We start from the raw sequence: 22,992 nt of genomic DNA, 5'->3' as shown, positions 1-22,992 counted from the left end.
GCGGCGTTCCGACAATGACGCACACGCCGCAGCGCGGCTCGCCCCGAACCATACCAACAAGACGAGGCCCTGATGAACCCCTCGACACACCGCCAACGCCTGCTGCTCAACTGCGACATGGGCGAAAGTTTCGGCAACTGGCGCACCGGCCTGGACGCCGAGGTGATGCCCTTCGTCGACTGCGCCAATATCGCCTGCGGCTACCATGCCGGCGATCCCGGCACCATGCGCCGCACCGTCGCCCTGGCGCTGGAGCATGGCGTCAGCATCGGCGCACACCCGGCGTACCCCGACCTCAACGGCTTCGGTCGCCGCTCCATGGCCTGCAGCAGCGAGGAGATCCGTGACCTGCTGCATTACCAGATCGGCGCGCTGGACGGTATCTGCAAGGTGCTCGGCGGGCGCGTGGCCTACGTCAAGCCCCATGGCGCGCTGTACAACGACATGATGGCCGACCCACGTCAGTTGCGGACCGTGCTCGAAGCGGTGGCGGCGTACGAGGCCGGTCTGCCGCTGATGCTGATGGCCACCGCCGACGACAGCGCCGCGCAGGCCTTGGGCGAGGAGGTCGGCGTGCCGCTGTGGTTCGAGGCCTTCGCCGACCGCGCCTACACCGCCAGCGGTCACCTGGTGTCGCGACGCCTGCCCGGCGCCGTGCATCACGATCCGGCACTGGTCGTGGAGCAGGCTGTCCGCCTGGCGCGCGGTGAGGCGCTGGTGGCCGACGACGGCAGCGCGCTGCGGCTCAACGCCGCCACCCTGTGCGTGCATGGTGACAACGAAAGCTCGGTGGCGGCCGTTCGGCAGATCCGCGAGGCCTTGGATGCGTTGCAGGCATGAGGGCGCCGCGATGAACCCGCGTATCGAAGTGGTGGCCATCGACAGCCTGATGGTGCGGCTGTTCGACGCCATCGACGAGGCCAACATGCCGTGGATCCTCGCCGCCGGCCAGCGCCTGCGCGCGGCGTTCGGCGCGCACCTGATCGACCTGGTGCCGTCCTACACCACGCTGATGCTGCAGTCCGACCTGGCCCCGGCCTCGGCGCGGGCGCGCATCGAGCAGGCGCTGACGGGGCTTGCGCCTGACGCAGGCAGCAGCGGACGCCGCCATGAGATCCCGGTGTGGTACCACCCCAGCGTCGGTCCCGAGCTGCCCTTGCTGGCCGCACGCAGTGGCCTGAGCGAGCAGGAGGTCGTGCAACTGCACAGCGAGCGCGAATACCCGGTGTTCGCCCTGGGCTTCGCGCCGGGTTTCGGCTTCATGGGCCTGGTGGACGAGCGCCTGGCCACGCCGCGCCTGAGTACGCCACGCAAGCGCGTAGCCGCTGGCAGCGTGGGGATCGCGGAGCGGCAGACGGCGGCCTATCCGGCGGTGTCGCCGGGCGGCTGGAACCTGCTCGGGCGCACCCCGGTGCGCCTGTTCGACCGTGACCGTGACGGCTACAGCCTGTTGCAGCCGGGTGACCGGGTGCGTTTCGTGGCTGTGTCGCACGCCGAGTTCATCGCCTTGGGCGGCGACGATCGCCCGCAGGAGGCCTACGCATGAAGCAGTTGACGATCGAGGCCAGCACCGCCCTGTGCCAGTTGCAGGATGGCGGGCGCCTGGGTGTGCGGCATTTGGGCGTGACCCAGGGTGGCGCGCTGGACTGGGTGGCGATGTACTGGGCCAACTGGCTGCTGGGCAATGCCCTGGACGCCCCGGTGCTGGAGGTGGCGCTGGGCGGTTTCACGGTGCTGGCCGAGCAGGACTGCGTGGTGGCCCTGGCCGGCGCCGACCTGGACGCGCGCGTCGATGACCAGCCAGTTGCCCCTTGGCGCAGCCTGGCCTTGGGTAAAGGCCAGTGCCTGACCCTCAGGCAGCCCCGTCAGGGCGTGCGCGCCTACGTGGCTGCGCCCGGCGGTTTTCACGGGGCGGCGGTGCTGGGCAGTTGCGCCACCGTGGCACGTGAGCAACTCGGCGGCCTGGACGGCTGCGGCGGGCCATTGGCCAAAGGGCAGACGTTGCGCTTCGGCGAGGGCATGCCAGCGGTGCGTGAGGTGCCTGCCGCCCTGCGCCCGACCGCTTCGGCCAAGCCACAACTGGACCTGGTGATGGGCGCGCAGATCGGCGCGTTCAGCGGCCTCAGCCTGTTCGAGGCGTTCAACCGCGACTGGACCCTGGACAGCCGAGCGGACCGCATGGGCAGCCGTCTGCTGGGGCCGCCCTTGGTGTACCAAGGACCGCCGATGATTTCCGAAGGCATTCCCCTGGGCGCCGTGCAGGTGCCGCCGGATGGGCAGCCGATCGTGCTGCTCAACGACCGCCAGACCATCGGCGGCTATCCGCGACTCGGGGCACTCACGCCCCTGGCGCTGGCGCAGTTGGCGCAGTGCATGCCGGGGGCGGTGGTGCGCTTCAGGGCGGTGGTGCAGGACACTGCATGGCGCGAGCAGCAGGCGTATCTGCAACGTTGGCGGTAAGGCTATCGCCGGTCAGTGGCCGCGCTATTTCGACAGGTAGCGCATCGCCTCTTCCAGGCCCTGCAAGGTCAGCGGGTACATGCGGTCTTCCATCAGTTCACGCACCAGGTGCGTGGACGCGGTGTAGTCCCAGGTCTGCCGGGGATAGGGGTTGATCCACACGATCTTGCGAAATTTCTCCCTGAAGCGCTGCATCCACACATAACCCGCTTCTTCGTTCCAGTGCTCGACACTGCCGCCCGGCTGGGTGATTTCATACGGCGCCATGGCGGCGTCGCCGACGAACACCACCTTGTAGTCGTCGCCGTACTTGTGCAGCAGGTCGAACGTGGCGAAGCGTTCGGCGTTGCGGCGCAGGTTGTTCTTCCACACCGTCTCGTAGACGAAGTTGTGGAAGTAGTAGTACTCCAGGTGCTTGAACTCGGTCTTGCAGGCCGAGAACAGCTCCTCGCAGACCTTGACGTGGGCGTCCATCGAGCCGCCGATGTCGAACAGCAACAGCAGCTTGACGGTGTTGCGTCGCTGCGGACGCATCTGGATGTTCAGCAGCCCGGCATCGCGGGCGGTATGGTCGATGGTGCCGTCGATGTCGAGTTCCTCGGCGGCGCCTTCACGGGCGAACTTGCGCAAGCGGCGCAGGGCCATCTTGATGGTGCGTGTGCCCAGTTCGACTTGGTCGTCGAGGTTCTTGTACTCACGCTGATCCCACACCTTGACCGCCTTGCCCTGGCGCTGCCCGGCATCGCCCACGCGAATGCCCTCGGGGTTGAAACCGCCCGAGCCGAACGGGCTGGTGCCGCCGGTGCCGATCCATTTGTTGCCGCCGGCGTGACGTTCCTTTTGCTCTTGCAGGCGCTGCTTGAAGGCTTCGATCAGCTTGTCCAGCCCGCCCAGGGACTGGATCTGCGCACGCTCTTCGGCGCTGAGCGAACGCTCGAACTCCTTGCGCAGCCAGTCTTCGGGGATCAGCGCCTCGAGGTGATGGTCGAGGCGTTCCAGACCGTTGAAATAGGCGGAAAAGGCGCGGTCGAACTTGTCGAAATGCCGTTCGTCCTTGACCAGAATGGCCCTGGCCAAGTAGTAGAACGCGTCCATGTCGGCGAAGACCACACGCTGCTGCAGGGCGTCGAGCAGGTCGAGCAGTTCGCGCAGCGACACCGGCACCTTGGCTGCGCGCAGTTCGTTGAACAGGTTGAGCAGCATGGCCAGGCCCTCAGCGGTTGCCGCGACGGCTCATGAAGGCCAGGCGTTCGAGCAGTTGCACGTCCTGCTCGTTCTTCACCAGCGCGCCGGCCAGCGGTGGAATGGCTTTGGTGGGATCGCGCTCGCGCAGCACCGCTTCGCCGATGTCGTCGGCCATCAGCAGCTTGAGCCAGTCGACCAGCTCGGAAGTGGAAGGCTTTTTCTTCAGGCCCGGCACCTTGCGCACGTCGAAGAACACATCCAGCGCTTCGCTGACCAGTGAGGCCTTGATGTTCGGGTAATGCACATCGACGATGCGCTGCAGGGTGTCGCGGTCGGGGAAAGCGATGTAGTGGAAGAAGCAGCGGCGCAGGAACGCGTCGGGCAGTTCCTTCTCGTTGTTGGAGGTGATGATGATGATCGGGCGCTGGGCGGCCTTGATGGTTTCGTCGGTCTCGTAGACGTAGAACTCCATGCGGTCGAGTTCCTGCAACAGGTCGTTGGGGAATTCGATGTCAGCCTTGTCGATTTCGTCGATCAGCAGGATGACCCGTTCCTGGGCCTCGAAGGCTTCCCAGAGCTTGCCTTTCTTCAGGTAGTTGCGCACGTCGTGGACCTTGTCCACGCCCAACTGCGAGTCGCGCAAACGGCTGACGGCATCGTACTCGTACAGGCCCTGCTGGGCCTTGGTGGTGGATTTGATGTGCCAGGTGATCAGGCGCGCGCCCAGGGCCTCGGCCAGTTGTTCGGCGAGCAGGGTCTTGCCGGTGCCGGGCTCGCCCTTGACCAGTAGCGGGCGTTCGAGGGTGATGGCCGCATTGACCGCCAGCTTCAGGTCGTCGGTGGCGACGTAGTTGCGGGTGCCTTCGAATTTCATGAAACCGTTCCTTTATGAGGTGTCAGCGGTAGCCTTGGGGGAGCGGGTTCATCCGCGAAGGCTGCACCATTGACGACGCGTGTCGGTGATGTGCCCGCGACTATAACCTGCACCTCGGCGAGCGAAAATGCAGACCCGATATTCACTGGCTGAATGCCCCGTCAGGCAACGCTCAATTCGAGGTCGGCGCGGGCTGTTCGTAGCGGGCATTGAAGGCCTGGACGAAGCCATTGCGCAGGATCTGCAGGAATGCCTCGAAAGCGCTGATGTCCTGCTGGTGAACGCTGCCGCTGAGCTCGACGCGGGTGGCGAATTGGTTCTTCGGCTGGTTCTTGAGCACGGTTTCGCTGGCCCCGACCAGCGCTTCCCAGATCGAGCGGAACACGCCCTTGTTCTTGTTCTCCACGTCCTGCTGCCAGTCGAACACGTCCACGTCGCGCAACAGCGGCTTGATGTAGCCTTTGAGCCGGCCGTTCTCGGCCTGGGCCTCGATCACCACATCGCCATTACCGGCATTGAAATCGAACTTGCCGTAGGCGCTGGCGAAGTCGTTGAGGCGGCGCAGTTCGATACCCGTGGCCCGCAGGCGGAACTCGAAGTCGTCGAAGTCGCTGAACGGATCGAAGGTGGCGCGGCTTTCCACCTTGGCGTCGCCGGCGATCAAGGCTGTGGCCTGGAAGCTGGCATCGCGACGGCCAGCCTCGTCGCGCACGTTGGTCAAGTTACGGATGCTGGCCTGCAGTCGAGTGGCCTTGAGATTGACCGGGGGCTTGGAATTGAAGTTTCGGAAGGTCAGGGTGCCGTCGTCGATGCGCACCTCGTTCAGGGTGATCGGCAACAGCTTTTCCAATTGCGCGCGCCAGTCGGTGCCCTGACCGGTCTGGGAGTTCTGGTTGCTGCCGCCGTCGACGAAGTTCAGTTCCGGGTGCACGAAGGCCACTTCGGCCACTACCGCCTGGTCGTACCACAGTGCATGCCAGCTCACCGACAGGTCGATCAGCGGTGCATCGAGCAGCGGCACCGGCACCTTGCCGCTGGTCTTGACGATCTTCAGCCCGTTGATCTGGTAGGCCCCGCGCCACCAGGCCAGGTCCACGTCGTTGACCTGGCCGCGGTAGTCGCCCATGTCGGCCAGCTTGTCGTTGAGGTAGTCGCGCACCAGGTAGGGCAGGGCCAGATGCAGGGCCACCAACAGCACGACCAGGCCAGCCAGGCCGAGCAGCGGCCAGCGATAGCGAGCTTTCATCCCAGGGTCTCCAGGTCAGGTTGTGCGGTTGACCGCCCGTTGCCCGGCTTGGTTCGACCGGGCTTTACGCCGTGCTGGGGGCAGGCTTACCCTTGAGGTTTTCCGTCTGTTTCCCACGATTCAAGGACTGCAGCCATGAGCCGTATCTACGCCGACAACGCCCATTCCATCGGCAACACGCCGCTGGTGCAGATCAATCGCATCGCCCCGCGTGGGGTGACCATCCTGGCCAAGATCGAAGGACGCAACCCAGGCTATTCGGTCAAGTGCCGCATCGGTGCCAACATGGTCTGGGACGCCGAAGGCAGCGGCAAGCTCAAGCCGGGCATGACCTTGGTCGAACCGACCTCGGGCAACACCGGCATCGGCCTGGCCTTCGTCGCGGCTGCGCGTGGCTACAAGCTGATCCTGACCATGCCGGCGTCCATGAGCCTGGAGCGGCGCAAGGTGCTCAAGGCGCTGGGCGCCGAGCTGGTGTTGACCGATCCGGCCAAGGGCATGAAGGGCGCGATCGAGAAGGCCGACGAGATCGTCGCCTCCGACCCTGCGCGTTACTTCCTGCCAGGCCAGTTCGAGAACCCGGCCAACCCGGCCATCCACGAGAAGACCACCGGCCCGGAAATCTGGAACGACACCGACGGCGCGGTCGATGTGCTGGTGGCGGGCGTGGGCACCGGCGGCACCATTACCGGCGTATCACGCTACCTAAAGCACACCCAGGGCAAGTCGATCCTGTCGGTGGCGGTAGAGCCGGCGGCCTCGCCGCTGATCACCCAGGCCCTGGCCGGTGAGGCGCTCAAGCCAAGCCCGCACAAGATCCAGGGCATCGGTGCCGGTTTCATCCCGAAGAACCTGGACCTGTCGATCGTCGACCAGGTGGAGTTGGTCACCGACGAAGAAGCCAAGGCCATGGCCATCCGTCTGATGCAGGAAGAGGGCATCCTCTGCGGCATCTCCTGCGGCGCCGCCATGGCCGCTGCCGTCCGCCTGGCAGAAAAGCCGGAAATGCAAGGCAAGACGCTGGTGGTGATTCTCCCTGACTCCGGCGAGCGCTACCTGTCGAGCATGCTCTTCAGCGACCTGTTCACCGACCAGGAACTCCAGCCCTGAGCGCAGGCGCTCAGGGCCAAGCGCCAACAAGCTACAAGCTGCAAGCTGCAAGCTGCACCGTGGAACGCCACCGATCAGCTTGCCGCTTGAAGCTCGCCACTTGTAGCTCCAAAAAAAGGCTTGATCGGGATCAGGTTGCAGCTGTCTGGGATGGGTTTATCATGTCCGGCTATTCGGGGACGGCCTGATTCCCCCAAAGGAGTGTTGCATGACCTTTTCCTTCCTCGCCAAGGCGGGTGTCCTGCTGGTGTTCTTCGGCAGTGTGCTGTTCGTGCACCTGCGGGGCAAGGCGCGCTTGCCGGTGCTGCGCCAGTTCGTCAACCATTCGGCGCTGTTCGCGCCCTATAACAGCCTGATGTACCTGTTCTCCGGGGTGCCGTCCAAGCCGTACCTGGACCGTCAGCGCTTTCCCGAGCTGGATGTACTGAAGAACAACTGGCAGGAAATTCGCGAAGAGGCCATGCGCCTGTTCGACGAGGGTTACATTCGCGCTGCGGAAAAGGACAACGATGCCGGCTTCGGTTCGTTCTTCAAGAAGGGCTGGAAGCGTTTTTACCTGAAGTGGTACGACAAGGCCCTGCCTTCGGCCGAGGCGCTGTGCCCACGCACCGTGGAACTGGTCAACAGCATCCCCAACGTCAAGGGTGCGATGTTCGCCCTGCTGCCCGGCGGTAGCCACCTCAATCCGCACCGCGATCCGTTCGCCGGCTCCCTGCGCTATCACCTGGGGCTGTCCACGCCGAACTCCGACGACTGCCGCATCTACGTCGACGGCCAGGTCTACGCCTGGCGTGACGGCGAGGACGTGATGTTCGACGAAACCTACGTGCACTGGGTGAAGAATGAAACCGACGTGACCCGGGTGATCCTGTTCTGCGACGTCGAGCGTCCGCTGAACAGCCCGCTGATGACCCGCATCAACCGCAAGGTCAGCGCGTTCCTCGGCCGCGCCACCGCGCCGCAGAACACCGACGACGAGCGCGTGGGGGGCATCAACCAGGCCTACGCCTGGAGCAAGCGCTTCAGCAACCGCATCAGTACCCATGTGAAACAGTTCAAGCGGGCCAACCCCAAGGCCTACCGTGTGCTGCGACCGGTGCTGGCCGTATTGGTGGCCTACCTGTTGTATCGCTGGTTGTTCTGATCTGCCTGTCCCGGCGTCGTCGACGACGCCGGGGCCTTCCCTCAGCGGCGCGCCGGTCGCAGCACCAGCCACAAGGCCGCGCCGATCATCACCCCGCCATACAGGTGCGCCAGCGACAGCGGCTCGCCCAACAGCCACGCCCCCCAGAGCACGCCGAATACCGGAATCAGAAAGGTCACCGTGGTGGCCTTGACCGGCCCGATCTCGTCCAGCAGGCGGAAGTACAGGATGTAGGCGAACGCCGTGCACACCAGCCCCAGTCCCAGCAACGAGCCCCACACCGACCAGCCGCCCCAACTGGGCGGCGGCTGGGTCAAGGCGCTCCAGGCGAACAGCGGGGCCAGCAGCAAGGTGGCACCGAGCATGCTGCCCAGGGCCGATAGCCGACTGTCCAGCCCGCTGATCCAGCGCCGTGCGAGAAAGCCGGCGAAGCCATAGCAGGTGGTCGCGGCCAGGCACGCCAGCGCGCCTTGCAGCAGCGCCAGGTCCAGCGCGACCGGGCCGGCACCGCTGAGGATGGCCACGCCGAACAGCCCCAGGAAAATCCCGCACAGCTTGGGCAGGGTCATGGCCTCATGGAAGAACAGCGCGCCGATCAGCACGCCCATCAGCGGCGTGGTGGCGTTGAAGATCGCCGAGTAGCCGGCGGGCAGCACTTGCGCGGCCACCGAATAGAAGGTCGCCGGAATGCCCGAGTTGATCATGCCCAGCACCAGACAGGCGCCGAGCTTGCCCTGAAAGTCCCAGCGCACGCGCCCGGCGGCGAGGATGGCGATCAGCCCGAGGCAGGCGATGGACACGCGGAAAAAGGCGGTGGGCAGCGCGCCCAGCTCTGGCGCGATGATGCGCATGAACAGGAAGCTCGCGCCCCAGACGGCGGCGAGGATCAGCAGGCGGGCGAGGGCGATGGGGCTCACGGACATCTCCGGTGGACGGGACAGGGGCGCGAGTGTACGTGAGCGGGGAGGGGCTTTCCTGTCGTTTCTTGCGATGTGAACCGGTCAGCCCTTGAGGCACTTCAACTGGCTGAAGTCCTGGCGCACCTTGCCCAGCCGCTCGATCAGCAACTGGCGCTGCGCCGTGCTGCTCTGCTGCAGCAAGTCGACCAACAGGCTGCGGGCCTGGCGCTCGGTGTTGTCGAAGGCAGCGCGGTAGGCCGGCGACCACAGGCTCTGCTTGTCTTGTAGCAACTGCGCCAGGCGCGGCTCGAAGGCCGGGGTTTGGCGCTGGTCCATGGCCAGCAGCAACTGCTGCTGCCAGGCCTGGCGGTTGGCGATCCACTCGCGGTTCTGATCGCCCAGCGCCTGGGACCAGCTCATCACCCGCTGACGCTGGACGGCGCTGAGCTCGCCCAGCCAGGGCTTGAGGCGCTTGTGCATACGCGTGGCGCGCTCTTCTATCTGCCTGGGCAGCGGGGTGTCGACGTATTCTTTCTGGCGCTCGGCGATGTCGTCGCTGAACGCCTTGCGCATCTCGGCCACCTGGGCATCGCTCATGTCGCGCAACAGCTCGGCGGCCGACGGGGTGATCGCCTCGGCCACCCGCCCGATGGCCAGGCGCGCCTCGGCGGTGCGCTGTTGCAAGGCCTGGTCGGTGACCGCCTTGTCGGCGACCATCTGCCGGACCTTGTCGAGCCAGTCGAGATAGCCCGGCAACTGCGTTTTGCAGTGCCAGGCCAAGTGATCCTTGAGCCGTTCGTCGAGCAGCGCCTTCTGCTGGCGGTTCATGTCCAGGTAGTCGCCCAGCGACCAGGGCACCAGGCGGTCGAGGTTGCGGTAGGCGAGGTCGATACGCGTGCAGGCCCCCAGCGTCAGGGCCAGGCCGACGATGAGCACCAGGGTGCGGATGAGCTGGGCAGGCATGCGCGAATCCTTGCAGGTGACGGACCAGGGAGTAGACGCGGCGGTACGCTCGGCGGTTCCAGCGGATCGGCAGCCTGGGCGCATCGGGTGTAGAATAGCCGCCTTGTCTGGAGGAACATCGGAAATGGCTCTGCTTGGGCGTTACAACAGTTTGCAAATCGTGAAACACGTGGAGTTCGGTCTCTACCTGGACGGCGGCGCCGACGGCGAGATCCTCCTGCCCAGGCGCTACTTCCCCAAAGACGCTGAGCTGGAGCTGGACGACTGGCTCAACGTGTTCATCTACCTGGACAGCGAAGATCAGCTGATCGCCACCACCGAAAAGCCCAAGATCCAGGTCGGTGGCTTCGCCAGTCTCAAGGTCAAGGACATCAACGGCGCCGGTATCTTCCTCGACTGGGGGCTGTCCAAGGACCTGCTGATGCCCTACTCCGAAGAAGTGCAGCCGCTGAAGATCGGCGACTACTGCGTGGTCCACGCCTACCTCGACAAGCGCACCCGGCGCATCACCGCCACCGCGCGCCTGGACCGCTACCTCGATCGCACCCCGGCCGACTATTCGCCTGGTCAGCCGGTGGAACTGCTGGTGGCTGGCGAGACGCCGATGGGCTTCAAGGCCATCATCAACAGTCGCCACTGGGGCCTGATCCACAAGAACGAGGTGTTCAAGTTCCTGCGTTCGGGGATGCACGAACAGGGCTTCATCAAGGAAGTGCGCCACGACGGCAAGATTGCCCTGAGCCTGCAACCAGTGGGCGCGGCGCTGGCCGACGACCTGCAGGCGCAGATCCTCAAGCGCCTGGAGGAGGCCGGTGGGGTGTTGCCGGTGTGCGACAAGAGCTCGCCGGACGTCATCGCCAAGCTGTTCAACGTCAGCAAGGGCAACTTCAAGAAAGCGATCGGCGGCTTGTTCAGGCAGGGGCTGATCGTCATCCATGACGATCGCATCGAGCGCGCCTGATCAGCCCTGCACGAAGGGGCTGAAGTCCAACTGCTCACCGCCCGGGCGGGTGTCGCGCAGCAGCGAGTCGCGGTCGGCGCTGAGCGCCAGGCTGATGGTCGAGCGGCGCTTGCCGGGGTTGCGGATTTCCATCTGTTCCTGATGCGCGCGCAAGAAGTTCACCGGCACCTTCAAGTGTTGCAGCGTGTCGGTATCGGGGGTGTGCAGCAGCAGGTTGACCCAGTCGGGCTGGCCTTTGCGCAGCAAGCCCACCGGCACCTCGAACCACCACAGGTTGCGTTTCTTGTCGAGGATGGCGAACAGGGTGTTGTCGCGGTCGAGCACCGGCCGGGCCAGCGCTTCGTTGCGCCGGGCAATGGCGGTGGGTTTGTCGAGTTTCATGCAGGTTCCTGCGGGTTGACGCTTGAAAGGCCTGACATTGTGCAAGGCGGCGCGGGGCGCGGCAAGGTCTGCAAGGCTCACGGCAGCTACGGCATACTAGCCGTCGCTGCCATGGCCCGGCTCATCGCCGTAATGGCGGGCTCAACTCCGAGGTCGCGCCATCGGCGGTCGTCACCGTGGCGGTGAAACTGTGCAGTGCGTCGATGTCGTTCAACGTCATCTCGAAGCGTGCGCGGCCCTGAGCATCACTGTTGGCCAGCACCTCGCCCAGATAGTGTTCGGCCTCCTGGCCATCGGCCGTGGAGTTGCCGAACACTTCGATACGCAGCCGGCTCGAGGCCGGTCCCTGCACCTCTCCTCTGAGCAACGCGCCGTCCAACGCCAACAGTCGTGGCGCGGGTTGATTATGGTTGGGCAGCGGCTGGCACGGCTGGGGCCGGCCGTTGGCGTCGCAGATGATCGCCTGGTCCTGCTTCGCCAACTCCGCTCCGACGCCGCGTGAGCCGACGTACAGCGCATGCGCCTGGGCCGGCACGCCGAAGACGATGGCCCCGGTACGCTGGTTCGGCACGCACGAGCCGCCCGCCTGGCAGCGACGGATGTCCAGGCCGTTGCCCCAGATGCGGTTGGCGGTCAGGCGCGTGGCAGTCACTTGTGGCTCTGGACGCAGGGCCACACCGATGCGGTTGCCGTGGATCAGGTTGCCGTCGAGCACGTTGTCTTCGCCCGTGACGCTGACGCCGATGGAGTTGCCGGTGAAGGTGTTGGCGCCCAGGTAGTTGCGCTTGCCCCAGTTGATCTGCAGACCGTCGGAGTAGTGCTCGAAGCGGTTGCGCACCACGGTGTTGTCGTTGCCCAGCAGGATTTCGATGCCTTGGGACGGCTCGGGATTGGCGTCGGTGGAGCGGAACAGGTTGTCGGCCACCAGGTTGAAGGCCGCGCCACGGGTCAGTTCCAGACCGTCGCCGTTGTCGATCAGTTGATTGCGCAACACCTTGTTGTTGATCGTGGTGGTGGCGGTCGGATTACCGGCGCCGTCGTCGCCGGTGAGCATGATGCCGGCACCGCCCTTGTTGGCGACGATGCGGTTGTCCTCTATCACGTTGCCGCTGGCGCGGTTGACCAGGATGCCGATGCAGAAATTGCGTACCTCCAAACCGCTCACGTGCACGCCCTGGGTGTCGCGCAGCACCAGGCCGGGGTAGCTTATCGTGCGCACGTTGGTGCCGAACTGGCCGGGCAGGGCGCCGGGGCAGGTCCGCACGCCCTGGTCGCGGATGTAGCCGGAGCCGTCGATGGCGATGTATTGACCGTCACGCGCCCAGGACAGCCCGGTGATGCGCAGCGGCCCCTTGATCTCCGGCAGCGCCCGGTTGGGGCGGATGACATAAGGCGGCTCGCCCACGGGCACGATGTCGATGCGATAACGGCCAGGGGCTGCATTGCTGGTTTCCAGCGCCCAGCGCAGGGTGCCGGGCTGGCCATCGTCGCTGTAACGATCGACGCGCAGGATTTCAGGGGTGGTCGGGTCTGCCGCCAGGGCAGGCAGGGGCAGCAGCGGCAGGGCGGCTGCGAGCAAGGTGATCAGACGCATGGGCAGGTAGGTCCGCAAACTGTTGTTGTTATGAGCGGCCGATTCTAGAGGCGCGGGTCAGGCCCTTGCAGTGAGCGAAGGTCGATTCGGTGCGGTATTCGCCCGTTGTTTGCCGCCGGGCTCGGCGAGGCGAAAAAGTTTGAAACTCCCCGACAAGCCCAGCGGTCAACCTTTTGTCGGCACGGTTCACGTGTCTCTATCAGGAGATTCACCATGAGCGGCACTAAAGACAAAGCGAAGGGCCTGGCGAACGAAGCCATCGGCAACGTCAAGCAAGGTGTTGGCAAGGTCACCGACAGCGACAAGCTGAAGGCCGAAGGTAAAGCCCAGGAACTGAAGGGTGAAGCGCAGCAGAAAGTCGGCAAGGTCAAGGACAAGCTCGATAAGTAACTGCCTGTAACGCTCAAGGCCGCCTAGTGGATGAGCGACTACGCTCCTTCACACGGCGGCCTTTACTGTGGGTTGTCGCAACCTGAGTAGGTTTTTTCCTGAAACAGGCAGGGAGCAGTACACCAGCCGCGTGGTCTATTAGACTTGACCGCCTTGTGACAACCACGACGATCGAGCGGCGAAAGGAGACGCTATGATTTTTCCCGCCTTGCAGGGGCTGCCTCTGCACCGCGTGATGGTGCGCACCGTCCAGGAGTTCCTTGACGACGAGATGTCCACCTACGCCTCGGCACTGGCCTACCAGATGCTGTTTTCGCTGTTCCCCTTCATCCTGTTCCTGATCGCCCTGATCGGTTTCCTGCACCTTCCCGACTTCTTCTCCTGGCTGCGCCTGCAAACCGAATTGGTGTTGCCGCCCCAGGCGCTGGAGCAGGTCAATCCGGTGATCGACCAGTTGCAGCAGTCCAAGGGTGGGCTGGTGTCGGTGGGTATCGTCATCGCCCTGTGGACCGCCTCGGCCGGTGTGCGCCTGATGATGAGCGCAATGAACGCCGCTTATGACGTGCCCGAAGGCCGTCCGGTGTGGAAGCGCATTCCCCTGTCGATCTTCTACACCATTGGTATCGCCGGCATGCTGCTGATGGCGGCGGCACTGATGGTACTTGGCCCGCAGGTGATGGAGTGGATCGCCGCCCAGGTCGGCCTGCAAGAGGTGATCGTCACCGTTTGGACGGTGCTCCGTTGGCCGGTCATCATCCTGCTTATGATGGTCGCGGTGGCGTTGATGTATTACGTCATGCCGGATGTGAAACAGAAATTCCGCTTCATCACGCCGGGGTCTGTGCTGGCGGTGGTCGTGTGGATCCTGGCTTCACTGGGCTTTGCCTATTACGTGAAAACCTTCGCCGACTACAACGCCATGTACGGCAGCATCGGGGCGATCATCGTACTGCTGCTGTATTTCTACATTTCCTCTGCGGTGCTGCTGCTGGGCGCCGAGATGAATGCGGTGATCGAGCACATGTCGGCCGAGGGCAAGGATCCTGGGGAGAAGGACTTCGACGGCGAGAAACCCAAGGAAACCATCACCGTGCTTGGCCACGAGCAGCCGGTATCGGCCGAGTCGCACCCGCGCCAGCCTAATGCCTGAAGCGCGATTCAGCCTGGCGTGAACCCCGCCCGCACCAGCGCCACCAGTGACTTGCTGCGCTGGTAGCGGGCCAACCGAGAAGCCAGTTCGGCGGGCAGGGTGGGGGTTAAGTCGAAACCCAGCCGAGCGTAGAAGGTCTGCAGGTCGGGGTGGCAGAACAGCCAGGTCGGGCCAGGACGTGCTGCCAATGACGCCTCGATCAATCCCGCCGCGATGCCTTTCCTGCGCCAGGGTTCGGCGACGAACAATCCCGTCAACCACTGACCCCCGGCAAGCGGCGTCAGGCTCAGCGCGCCGATCAAGCCGTTAGCCCGTGCTACCCATGACTCCCCGTCACCACTGGCGCGCATGCGCGAGCCCTGCTGGCGATAGAAATGATCGAGCAAGCGGCGCTGTGAGTGGCATAGCCGTTGATAGTCAGGCGGAGTCATGGGCAGCTTTGTCGCAGATTGTTGCATTTGGAGCAAGGGTGAAACTCCGACTGCCGGGTTCACGTATTGCGTGGCGGGCGTAAAATTTCAGCTATCCCTTTCGCACTGTCCGAAGCGGGATTCGTGCTTCGTGTCACCGCTTCGGTGACAACTTCTCCACGCCAGTGACGGCACAAGAAGTCGATCTAGCCGATTGTCTTCAAGGTCTTGAATCATGAAACCATTACTGATCCTCGCATTGGTCGGGATGTCTTCGTTCGCCCTGGCGGATGAGGTCAAGACGGCCCAGGCCCAACCCCCGGTGCAATACGACTACTCGACCCACCTCGATATCAAGCGGGTCATTCATCTGTCGACCCTGCCCAATGTCTGCGAGGTGGTACCCGCGACCATGACTTACGAAGATCACCAGGGGCAGGTGCACATCCTTCAATACCGCGCCATGGGCGAGGGTTGCCAGCAGGGCTAGGTGCCTCAGTCACTGCCGTCGTCCAGCAGTGCGCGCACGATCTCCAGCCCCTGTGTGAGCTGCGCGCGGCTGACGGCAGCCGACAGGCTGATGCGCACGGCTTTCACTGCCTCGCCGCCCACCGCGAACACGCTGGCTGGCACCACTTCCACGCCTCGTTGCCGACACGCTGCCGCCAAGGTTTCGGCGCAGGTGGGTGTGCGCACCCAGATATGCGGGGACGGCGCCTCGCGGGTGAGCAAGGCCTCGCCCAACCACCGTCGGGCCAGACGCCAGCGTTGCTCGACTTCCTCGCGCTGCTGGGCCAACCGGCGTGCTGCCGTCCCCTCGCCGATCCACTGGCAGGCGATCTGCAGATTCAGCGGTGATACCGACCAGTGGGTGGCGCGGGTGTGGGGGTCGATGCGTTCGAGCAGGTCCGGCGACGCCGCGATCCAGCCCACCCGCAGCCCGGCGGCCACGGTTTTCGACAGGCTGCTGACCAGCACGCCACGGCCATCGAGCAGTGGATACAACGGTGGCCGTTCGCTGAACGCACCGTAGATATCGTCCTCGATCACCCACAGCTCATTGCGTCGGACCACGTCGGCGATGGCCTGGCGACGGGCATCGTCCATGCACGCTCCGGTGGGGTTGTGCAGCGTCGGCGTGGTCACCAGTACCCGCGCGCCGCTGGCCCTCGCCACCCGCTCCAGCGCCTCGGGGCGCAAGCCTTGACCGTCCAGGGCCACGCCCTGCACGGGAAGGCGCAGCTGTCGACAGGCCGCCTTGATGCCGGGCGCGCTCAGCGCTTCGACCATTACCGGCTCACCGGGCTGGCACAGCGACTGCAACACGCAGGTCAGTGCCTGTTGCGCGCCGCCGCACAGCAGCAGGTCGTCGGCATCCACGGTGATGCCGCGCAGGCTGAGCCAATGGGCGCCCTGCAGGCGGCCCAGCAGCAGTCGATCATGGTCCAGGTAGTGATCCAGCAGGTTGAAGTCGCCTGCCTGCAGCAACGATTGCAGACTCTGTTGCAGATCCTGTGGGGCCAGGTCGGCCACTGGCACGTTGGTCGACAGGTCGATCAGTGTCGGATGGCGGTCGTGCTGCTTGAGGCGAAACAGCGTCGCTTCCTTGCTCCCCGCCAGCACATAGGTGCCGCGCCCGACTTCGCCGGCCACCAGGTGGCGGGCGGCCGCTTCGCGGTAGGCCTGCTGCGTGGTGCTCGGATTGAGCCCCAGCTTCCACGCCAGGCGCCGCTGCGGGGGAAGGCGCTCGCCGACTGTCAGTTCACCGCGCTCGATGGCCATGGCGATGGCATCGACCAGCGCCAGGTAGCGGGGTTGGTCATCATAGACCAGGTGAGGTGTCCACACGAAATTGCGGCCCATGCAATATAAGGTTTGACCCATACAATGCCGGGCACTCAGGATCGAGGCAACTGCAACCGATAAGGATGACCGCCATGTTCGACCTCACCGCCTTGCGCGAAGCCGCCGATTTCGTTCATCAGCATGTGCCGCCGACGCCTCAGTTGGCCTGGCCGCTGCTGGCCGAGCGGACTGGATGCCAGGTATGGGTCAAGCACGAAAACCATGCCCCCACCGGCGCCTTCAAGGTGCGCGGCGGACTGGTCTACGTGCGTTCACTGCTCGACAGCGGCGAGGTGCCCGCGGGCCTGGTGACCGCGACCCGCGGCAATCACGGGCAGAGCATGGCGCTGGCGGCGCGGCAAGCGGGCCTGCCGCTGGTGATCGTGGTGCCTGAAGGCAATTCGCTAGAAAAGAACGCGGCCATGCGCGCGCTGGGGGCGGAACTGATCGAGCATGGCGTCGATTTCGACGTGGCCCGCGAGCACGCGGCACGACTGGCCCAGGCCCGTGGCTATCTGATGGTGCCGTCGTTCCATGCGCAACTGGTACGCGGCGTGGCGACTTACGCCCTGGAGCTGTTCGAGGCGGTGACCGGTCTTGACACCGTCTACGTGCCGATCGGCATGGGCTCGGGCATCTGTGGGTTGATCCAGGCGCGGAACCTGCTGGGGCTGCGCACCGAGATCGTCGGCGTGGTCTCCAGCGCGGCGGATGCCTATGCGCGCAGCTTCGAATCGGGGCGTATCGTCACCACCGCCAGCGCGAACACCTTCGCCGACGGCATGGCCTGCCGCGTGCCCAACCCCGAGGCCTTCGCCCTGGTGCGAGAGCACGCGGCGCGGATCGTGCGGGTGAGCGACGACGAGATCGCCCAGGCCATGCGCCTGTACCACGAAACCACCCACAACACCGCCGAAGGCGCCGGTGCTGCGGCGTTGGCGGCGCTGCTGCAGGAGCGCGAACGCCAGGCCGGCAGGCGTGTGGCGGTGGTATTGAGCGGCGCGAATGTGGACCGTGCGCGCTACGCGCAGGTCCTAGCAGGCTGAGCCCTCAGCTGGCGACGAAGTTTGGCGGCGACACCAGTTCGACGGTCTGCTGCTTGCGCGGGGCGAGAATCTCGGCCTCGCCGGCCACCACCAGTTCGTCGTTCTGGTTGTAGACGTTGGTGGCGATGCGCACTTTGAACTTGGGCAGCTTCTCGAGAATTTCCAGGCGCACGGTCAGGGTGTCGCCGATCTTCACCGGCTTCTGGAAGCTCATTTGCTGACCCAGGTAGATGGTGCCCGGCCCTGGCAGGGTGCAGGCCACCGCAGCACTGATCAGTGCGCCGCTGAACATGCCGTGGGCGATGCGCTCGCGGAACATGCTCTTAGCGGCGAACTCGGCATCCAGGTGCACCGGGTTGTGATCGCCGGACATCGCAGCGAACAACTGGATGTCGCGTTCTTCCACCGCTTTTTCGTAACTGGCCGTCTGGCCGACTTCGAGGGCTTCGTAGGGCGTGTTGCTGACCTGGGTCATCAGGGCTTCCTTGAGAGGGACGAGGCGGGTGTTCATTCGCTACGGGCTGGACGGTTCAGGGCCAGGGCCTGTTCCAGCCAGACGATGATGTCGCGGGTAACCTCGTCGCGATGGGTTTCATTGAGCACTTCGTGCCGGGCATCGGGGTAGACGCGCAATTGTACATGGCGGTTACCGGTGGCGCGCAGCGCGTCGGCCAGATGGGTGAGACGTCCGCCGGCACTGACCGGATCACATTCGCCGCCGATCACCAGCAGCGGCAGGTCCGGGTCGATCTGCGCCAGGTGGCGGGGCTGGCTGATCTGCACCAGGCCTTGCAGCAGGTCGAGCCATAGCTGGTTGCAGCAGCGAAAGCCGCACAGCGGGTCGTTGAGGTAGGCGTCCACCTCCTGCGCATCGCGGCTGAGCCAGTCGAAGGCGGTGCGGTTGGGCTTGAATGCCTTGTTGAAGGCGCCGAACGACAGCCAGTCGATCACGCCGCTGCGCCCGCGCGGTCCCTGGCGCCAGGTTTCCAGGCGGGCGATCAGCCGCGCCGCACGGTACAGCGCCGCCGGCCGGCTGTTCGAGCCGCTGAGCACGGTGCCTTGCAGGCTGGCGCTGTGGTGCAGCAAATAGGCCTGGGCGAGGTAGCTGCCCATGCTGTGGCCGAACAGAAACAGCGGCGTGCCGGGAAACTGCTGGCCGATGTATTGGCTGAGCAAGCCCAGGTCATCGAGCACCGTGCTCCAGCCATTGCGCTCGGCGAACAGGCCCCGATCGGCCGGCGCGGCGGTGCGGCCGTGACCGCGCAGGTCGGGTGCGAACAGGGCGAAACCGGCCTGGTTCAGCGCTTGGCCCAGTCGTCCATAGCGTCCGCCATGCTCGGCCATGCCGTGGACCAGCAGCACGACGGCCTTGACCGGGGTGAGCGGCAACCACTGGTGGACATACAGGCTGCACCGCTCGCCGGCGGGTAGCCAGAAGGCGTTGGGAGACATGACCGATCCTTTGCTCACGGGCCTCAGATCAGTGTATGCACAATGACCAGAATTGCAGGGAGGGCACAAATAAGATTCACGATGTTAATGGCAGCCCTTCCTGTGTTTGTCCGCTCAGGCTTACCTGCTAACGTCGGCTGAACGCCTGTTTGCCAAGGGCAATCAGGGCATGGACGGTTCAGGCTGAGGAACAACAATAAATGCAAGCCGACTTCTGGAACGACAAACGCCCGGCGGGCGTGCCCTCCATCCTCGACATGGGCGACTATGCGTCGGTCGTCGAGGTTTTCGAGCGCGCCTGCAAGCGCTTCGCCGAGCGCCCGGCGTTCAGCAACCTGGGCGTCACCCTGACCTATGCCGACCTGGATCGCCACTCGGGCGCCTTCGCCGCCTGGTTGCAGCACCATACCGATCTGGCGCCTGGCGAGCGCATCGCCGTGCAGATGCCCAATGTACTGCAGTACCCGATCGCCGTGTTCGGCGCCATGCGCGCCGGGCTCATCGTGGTCAATACCAACCCGCTGTACACCGAACGCGAGATGCGTCACCAGTTCAAGGACTCCGGGGCCCGAGCGCTGGTGTACTTGAACATGTTCGGCCAGCGCGTGCAGAACGTGCTGCCGGACACCGGCATCGAGTACCTGATCGAGGCGAAGATGGGCGACCTGCTGCCTGCCGCCAAGGGCTGGCTGATCAACACCGTCGTCGACAAATTGAAGAAGATGGTGCCGGCCTATCGTCTGCCCCAGGCGCTGTCGTTCAAGCAGGTGCTGCGCCAGGGCCGCGACCTTCGCCGCACCCCGGTATCGCGCACGCTCGATGACGTCGCCGTGCTGCAGTACACCGGCGGCACCACAGGCCTGGCCAAAGGCGCGATGCTGACCCACCGCAACCTGGTGGCCAACATGCAGCAGGTGCTGGCCTGCTTTTCCCAGCATGGCCCTGACGGCCAGCCGTTGATCAAAGAAGGGCAGGAGGTGATGATCGCGCCGCTGCCGCTTTATCACATCTATGCCTTCACCGCGAACTGCATGTGCATGACCGCCACCGGCAACCACAACGTGCTAATCACCAATCCCCGCGACATTCCTGGTTTCATCAAGGAGTTGGGCAAGTGGCGTTTCTCGGCGTTGCTGGGGCTCAACACGTTGTTCGTCGCGCTGATGGACCACCCAGGCTTCGCGTCGCTGGACTTCTCGTCGCTGAAGGTCACCAATTCGGGGGGCACGGCACTGGTCAAGGCCACGGCCGAGCGCTGGGAAACGCTCACGGGCTGTCGCATCGTCGAAGGGTACGGCCTCACCGAAACCTCGCCGGTGGCCAGCACCAATCCCTACGGCACGTTGGCGCGATTGGGTACTGTGGGTATTCCGGTGGTGGGCACGGCGTTCAAGGTCATCGATGACCAGGGTCAGGAGCTGCCGCTGGGCGAGCGCGGCGAGCTGTGCATCCAGGGACCGCAGGTGATGAAGGGCTACTGGCAACAACCCGAGGCCACGGCCGAGGCGCTGGATGCCGAGGGCTGGTTCAAGACCGGTGACATCGCGGTGATCGATGCCGAAGGCTTCACCCGTATCGTCGACCGCAAGAAGGACATGATCATCGTCTCGGGCTTCAACGTGTACCCCAATGAGGTCGAAGATGTGCTCATGGGCCACCCGCAGGTGGCCAGTTGTGCGGTGATCGGCGTGCCGGACGAGCGCTCCGGCGAGGCGGTGAAGTTGTTCGTGGTGCCGCGGGCGGGCGGGGTCAGCGTCGAGGAACTGAAAACCTTCTGTAAGGCCAACCTCACCGGCTACAAAGTCCCCAAGCACATCGTGCTGCGCGACTCGCTGCCCATGACCCCGGTGGGCAAGATCCTGCGCCGCGAATTGCGCGACATTGCCTGAGGTGCCGATGGCAGCAGCGGGGATGGGTCGCTGCTGCCACCGCGCAGTCGGAGAGGTTCAGTGCTTGTTCGACGCAGGATGGCGAAATTCAAAATGTGACCACAACCTAACTTAAGGTCATTTTTGTGACTGTGTGGGCCGCCACGGCCCTAGGCGGCCCCCGGCAAAGCTGCTACTCTCGGCGCGCTTCGGATGATGCGGTTTGCACTGAGCCCTCATCCCATATCAATAATAAGCGCATCGACGCGTAGAGCATTCGCTGTTGCTAAAGGAGTGGGCTTCCATGATCGAACATTTTTGGAAGGATAAGTACCCAGCCGGAATTACGGCGGAAATCAATCCTGACGAATTTCCCAACATTCAGGCCGTATTGAAGCAATCCTGCCAGCGCTTTGCCGACAAGCCGGCGTTCAGCAACCTCGGCAAGACCCTCACCTACGGTGAGCTGTACACCCTGTCCGGCGCCTTCGCCGCATGGCTGCAGCAGCACACCGATCTCAAGCCCGGCGATCGTATCGCCGTGCAACTGCCCAACGTCCTGCAATACCCCGTCGCGGTATTCGGCGCCATGCGCGCCGGTCTGGTCGTGGTCAACACCAACCCGCTGTACACCGCCCGCGAATTGGAACACCAGTTCACCGACTCCGGGGCCAAGGCGGTGGTGTGCCTGGCGAACATGGCCCACCTGGTCGAGAAGGTGCTGCCCAAGACCCAGGTCAAGCACGTGATCGTCACCGAGGTGGCCGACTTGCTGCCGCCGCTCAAGCGCGTGCTGATCAACAGCGTCATCAAGTACGTGAAGAAGATGGTGCCGGCCTACCACCTGCCGCAGGCGGTGCGCTTCAACGAGGCCTTGGCCAAGGGCAAGGGCCAGCCGGTGACCGAAGCCAGCCCCGAGGCCAACGACGTGGCCGTGCTGCAATACACCGGCGGCACCACGGGCGTGGCCAAGGGGGCGATGCTGACCCACCGTAACCTGGTCGCCAACATGCTGCAGTGCCGCGCACTGATGGGCTCGAACCTGCAGGAAGGCTCGGAAATCATCATCACGCCGCTGCCGCTTTACCACATCTACGCCTTCACCTTCCATTGCATGGCGATGATGCTGATCGGCAACCACAACGTGCTGATCAGCAACCCGCGTGACCTGCCCGCCATGGTCAAGGAACTGAGCAAGTGGAAGTTCAGCGGCTTCGTCGGGCTCAACACCTTGTTCGTCGCGCTCTGCAACAACGACACCTTCCGCAGCCTGGATTTCTCCGCTCTGAAGGTCACCCTGTCCGGCGGCATGGCCCTGCAATTGAGCGTGGCCGAGCGCTGGAAGGCGGTCACCGGCTGCGCCATCTGCGAAGGCTACGGCATGACCGAGACCAGCCCGGTGGCGGCGGTCAACCCGTCGGAAGCCAACCAGGTGGGCACCATTGGTATTCCGGTGCCGTCCACCCTGTGCAAGGTCATCGACGACAACGGCCAGGAATTGCCGTTGGGCGAGATCGGCGAGTTGTGCATCAAGGGGCCGCAGGTGATGAAGGGCTATTGGCAGCGCGAAGACGCCACCGCCGAGATCCTCGACGGCGACGGCTGGCTGAAGACCGGTGACATCGCGGTGATCCAGCCGGATGGTTACATGCGTATCGTCGACCGCAAGAAGGACATGATCCTGGTCTCGGGTTTCAACGTGTACCCCAACGAGCTGGAAGATGTGCTGGTCACGCTGCCCGGCGTGTTGCAGTGCGCAGCCATCGGTGTACCGGACGAGAAGTCGGGCGAGGTGATCAAGATGTTCATCGTCGCCAAGCCCGGCGTGACCCTCACCAAGGAGCAGGTGATGACCCACATGCGTGCCAACGTCACCGGTTACAAGGTGCCCAAGGCCATCGAGTTCCGCGATGCGTTGCCGACCACCAACGTCGGCAAGATCCTGCGCCGCGAACTGCGCGATGAAGAGCTGAAGAAGCTGGGCCTGAAAAAGACCGCCTGAGCCCTGGCAACC

At 64.6% G+C, this 22,992-nt stretch carries 23 protein-coding genes; 12 read left to right on the top strand and 11 right to left on the bottom strand.

The window, feature by feature from the left end:
* The first annotated feature begins 72 nt into the window (after positions 1–72).
* Genes GKC70_RS17705 through GKC70_RS17695 form a run of 3 tightly spaced genes read left to right on the top strand, consistent with a single transcriptional unit; the run spans position 73 to position 2,460 of the window.
* A complete protein-coding gene (locus tag GKC70_RS17705) occupies positions 73–840 on the top strand; it encodes a 5-oxoprolinase subunit PxpA (RefSeq protein WP_039576108.1) in 768 nt (255 codons plus the stop codon).
* A 10-nt stretch (positions 841–850) separates the two neighbouring features.
* A complete protein-coding gene (gene pxpB, locus GKC70_RS17700; RefSeq protein ID WP_342649441.1) occupies positions 851–1,546 on the top strand; it encodes a 5-oxoprolinase subunit PxpB in 696 nt (231 codons plus the stop codon).
* Positions 1,543–2,460 carry a biotin-dependent carboxyltransferase family protein gene (locus GKC70_RS17695; RefSeq protein WP_342649440.1) on the top strand — a complete coding sequence of 306 codons (918 nt, stop codon included), beginning with the start codon at positions 1,543–1,545 and terminating at the stop codon, positions 2,458–2,460. Before pxpB ends, GKC70_RS17695 begins: the two co-directional genes overlap by 4 nt.
* 24 nt (positions 2,461–2,484) lie before the next feature.
* Here the strand turns inward: GKC70_RS17695 and GKC70_RS17690 are convergent, their stop codons facing one another.
* The 3 genes from GKC70_RS17690 to GKC70_RS17680 form a co-directional block, all read right to left on the bottom strand.
* On the bottom strand, positions 2,485–3,663 hold the full coding sequence (locus GKC70_RS17690; RefSeq protein WP_317872032.1) for a VWA domain-containing protein: 1,179 nt from the start codon (positions 3,661–3,663) through the stop codon (positions 2,485–2,487).
* A 10-nt stretch (positions 3,664–3,673) separates the two neighbouring features.
* Positions 3,674–4,519 (bottom strand): MoxR family ATPase, encoded by an 846-nt coding sequence (locus GKC70_RS17685; protein WP_029613698.1) that lies wholly within the window; start codon positions 4,517–4,519, stop codon positions 3,674–3,676.
* A gap of 172 nt (positions 4,520–4,691) precedes the next feature.
* Positions 4,692–5,765, bottom strand: coding sequence for a DUF748 domain-containing protein (locus GKC70_RS17680; RefSeq protein ID WP_342649439.1), 1,074 nt, complete (start codon positions 5,763–5,765; stop codon positions 4,692–4,694).
* A 135-nt stretch (positions 5,766–5,900) separates the two neighbouring features.
* On the opposite strand from GKC70_RS17680, the gene cysK reads away from it, so the two are divergent.
* Both cysK and GKC70_RS17670 read left to right on the top strand, forming a co-directional pair.
* Positions 5,901–6,875, top strand: a complete 975-nt coding sequence (gene cysK / locus GKC70_RS17675) for a cysteine synthase A (RefSeq protein WP_342649438.1) — start codon at positions 5,901–5,903, stop codon at positions 6,873–6,875.
* Positions 6,876–7,083: 208 nt separating this feature from the next.
* Positions 7,084–8,019: an aspartyl/asparaginyl beta-hydroxylase domain-containing protein gene (locus GKC70_RS17670; RefSeq protein WP_029613695.1), complete on the top strand. Its 936-nt coding sequence runs from the start codon at positions 7,084–7,086 to the stop codon at positions 8,017–8,019.
* A 41-nt stretch (positions 8,020–8,060) separates the two neighbouring features.
* Here GKC70_RS17670 and GKC70_RS17665 read toward each other — a convergent pair whose 3' ends face one another.
* Together GKC70_RS17665 and GKC70_RS17660 are read right to left on the bottom strand one after the other, a co-directional pair.
* Positions 8,061–8,936, bottom strand: coding sequence for a DMT family transporter (locus GKC70_RS17665; protein ID WP_295484918.1), 876 nt, complete (start codon positions 8,934–8,936; stop codon positions 8,061–8,063).
* Between the two features lie 84 nt (positions 8,937–9,020).
* On the bottom strand, positions 9,021–9,881 hold the full coding sequence (locus GKC70_RS17660) for a DUF6279 family lipoprotein (protein WP_342649437.1): 861 nt from the start codon (positions 9,879–9,881) through the stop codon (positions 9,021–9,023).
* A gap of 124 nt (positions 9,882–10,005) precedes the next feature.
* Between GKC70_RS17660 and GKC70_RS17655 the strand changes: the two genes are divergently transcribed.
* Complete coding sequence (locus GKC70_RS17655; RefSeq protein WP_342649436.1) at positions 10,006–10,842, top strand: S1-like domain-containing RNA-binding protein; 837 nt, start codon at positions 10,006–10,008, stop codon at positions 10,840–10,842.
* Here GKC70_RS17655 and GKC70_RS17650 read toward each other — a convergent pair whose 3' ends face one another.
* Positions 10,843–11,223 carry a hypothetical protein gene (locus GKC70_RS17650; protein WP_037028026.1) on the bottom strand — a complete coding sequence of 127 codons (381 nt, stop codon included), beginning with the start codon at positions 11,221–11,223 and terminating at the stop codon, positions 10,843–10,845. It lies immediately after the preceding gene.
* 121 nt (positions 11,224–11,344) lie between these two features.
* Entirely contained in the window at positions 11,345–12,817 is a 1,473-nt protein-coding gene (locus tag GKC70_RS17645; RefSeq protein ID WP_342649435.1) for a right-handed parallel beta-helix repeat-containing protein, read from the bottom strand.
* A 213-nt stretch (positions 12,818–13,030) separates the two neighbouring features.
* Here GKC70_RS17645 and GKC70_RS17640 point away from each other — a divergent pair, with 213 nt between their 5' ends.
* Together GKC70_RS17640 and GKC70_RS17635 are read left to right on the top strand one after the other, a co-directional pair.
* Positions 13,031–13,207 carry a CsbD family protein gene (locus GKC70_RS17640; protein ID WP_080754705.1) on the top strand — a complete coding sequence of 59 codons (177 nt, stop codon included), beginning with the start codon at positions 13,031–13,033 and terminating at the stop codon, positions 13,205–13,207.
* 193 nt (positions 13,208–13,400) lie between these two features.
* A complete protein-coding gene (locus GKC70_RS17635; RefSeq protein WP_342649434.1) occupies positions 13,401–14,357 on the top strand; it encodes a YihY/virulence factor BrkB family protein in 957 nt (318 codons plus the stop codon).
* A gap of 8 nt (positions 14,358–14,365) precedes the next feature.
* Here the strand turns inward: GKC70_RS17635 and GKC70_RS17630 are convergent, their stop codons facing one another.
* Entirely contained in the window at positions 14,366–14,788 is a 423-nt protein-coding gene (locus tag GKC70_RS17630) for a GNAT family N-acetyltransferase (RefSeq protein ID WP_342649433.1), read from the bottom strand.
* Between the two features lie 214 nt (positions 14,789–15,002).
* Between GKC70_RS17630 and GKC70_RS17625 the strand changes: the two genes are divergently transcribed.
* Positions 15,003–15,257, top strand: coding sequence for a DUF2790 domain-containing protein (locus GKC70_RS17625; protein WP_342649432.1), 255 nt, complete (start codon positions 15,003–15,005; stop codon positions 15,255–15,257).
* Between the two features lie 5 nt (positions 15,258–15,262).
* Here the strand turns inward: GKC70_RS17625 and GKC70_RS17620 are convergent, their stop codons facing one another.
* Complete coding sequence (locus GKC70_RS17620) at positions 15,263–16,630, bottom strand: PLP-dependent aminotransferase family protein (protein WP_342649431.1); 1,368 nt, start codon at positions 16,628–16,630, stop codon at positions 15,263–15,265.
* Positions 16,631–16,704: 74 nt separating this feature from the next.
* On the opposite strand from GKC70_RS17620, the gene GKC70_RS17615 reads away from it, so the two are divergent.
* A complete protein-coding gene (locus tag GKC70_RS17615; RefSeq protein ID WP_342649430.1) occupies positions 16,705–17,658 on the top strand; it encodes a threonine dehydratase in 954 nt (317 codons plus the stop codon).
* Between the two features lie 4 nt (positions 17,659–17,662).
* Here GKC70_RS17615 and GKC70_RS17610 read toward each other — a convergent pair whose 3' ends face one another.
* Together GKC70_RS17610 and GKC70_RS17605 are read right to left on the bottom strand one after the other, a co-directional pair.
* Positions 17,663–18,133: a MaoC family dehydratase gene (locus GKC70_RS17610; protein WP_317872023.1), complete on the bottom strand. Its 471-nt coding sequence runs from the start codon at positions 18,131–18,133 to the stop codon at positions 17,663–17,665.
* 32 nt (positions 18,134–18,165) lie between these two features.
* Positions 18,166–19,110, bottom strand: a complete 945-nt coding sequence (locus GKC70_RS17605) for an alpha/beta hydrolase (protein WP_342649429.1) — start codon at positions 19,108–19,110, stop codon at positions 18,166–18,168.
* Between the two features lie 200 nt (positions 19,111–19,310).
* Between GKC70_RS17605 and fadD2 the strand changes: the two genes are divergently transcribed.
* Together fadD2 and fadD1 are read left to right on the top strand one after the other, a co-directional pair.
* Positions 19,311–20,999 carry a long-chain-fatty-acid--CoA ligase FadD2 gene (fadD2, locus tag GKC70_RS17600; protein ID WP_342649428.1) on the top strand — a complete coding sequence of 563 codons (1,689 nt, stop codon included), beginning with the start codon at positions 19,311–19,313 and terminating at the stop codon, positions 20,997–20,999.
* 283 nt (positions 21,000–21,282) lie between these two features.
* A complete protein-coding gene (gene fadD1 / locus GKC70_RS17595) occupies positions 21,283–22,980 on the top strand; it encodes a long-chain-fatty-acid--CoA ligase FadD1 (RefSeq protein WP_342649427.1) in 1,698 nt (565 codons plus the stop codon).
* Positions 22,981–22,992 lie beyond the last annotated feature (12 nt).

The sequence above is a fragment of the Pseudomonas sp. REB1044 genome, from assembly GCF_038813925.1.
GTDB classification, from domain to species: Bacteria; Pseudomonadota; Gammaproteobacteria; order Pseudomonadales; family Pseudomonadaceae; genus Aquipseudomonas; species Aquipseudomonas boreofloridensis.
This window is presented reverse-complemented; position numbering and strand designations above follow the sequence as displayed.